This is a genomic window from Mesorhizobium sp. M7A.F.Ca.CA.002.09.1.1 (genome assembly GCF_003998555.1).
Lineage (GTDB): Bacteria > Pseudomonadota > Alphaproteobacteria > Rhizobiales > Rhizobiaceae > Mesorhizobium > Mesorhizobium ciceri.
Genome location: NZ_RZRR01001564.1, coordinates 1 through 506 on the forward strand (window position 1 = coordinate 1; position 506 = coordinate 506).

1 protein-coding gene is annotated in these 506 nt (G+C 67.6%); it reads left to right on the forward strand.

Translation table 11 applies throughout. The features are described from left to right. Positions 1-506, forward strand: a 506-nt coding sequence (locus tag EN994_RS34675; protein ID WP_164746586.1) for an aromatic amino acid lyase, incomplete at both ends; no start/stop codon positions are given.

Sequence of the window (506 nt, forward strand, 5' to 3'; positions counted from 1 at the left end):
CCTATGCGCTGGCCGCCTTGTTCGAGGCCGAAGTGCTCTACCAATCGGCGCTGGTCGCCGGTGCCCTGTCGACCGACGCGGCAAAAGGCTCCGACGCACCCTTTGATCCGCGCATCCATGTGCTGAGAAAGCATCCCGGGCAGGTCGAGACGGCCGACGCCCTGCGCAATCTGATGGCCGGCAGCGCCATCCGTGAATCGCACCGGGTTGGCGACGAACGCGTGCAGGATCCCTATTGCCTGCGCTGCCAGCCGCAGGTGATGGGCGCGGCACTCACCGTGCTGCGCCAGGCGGCCGACACGCTGGGCACCGAAGCCAACGGCGTCACCGACAATCCGCTGATCTTCGCCGAGGATGACACCGCGCTTTCCGGCGGCAATTTCCACGCCGAGCCGGTGGCCTTCGCCGCCGACATGATCGCGCTCGCCGTCTGCGAGATCGGCTCGCTGTCGGAGCGCCGCATCGCCATGCTTGTCGATCCGGCACTTTCCGGCATGCCGGCCTTC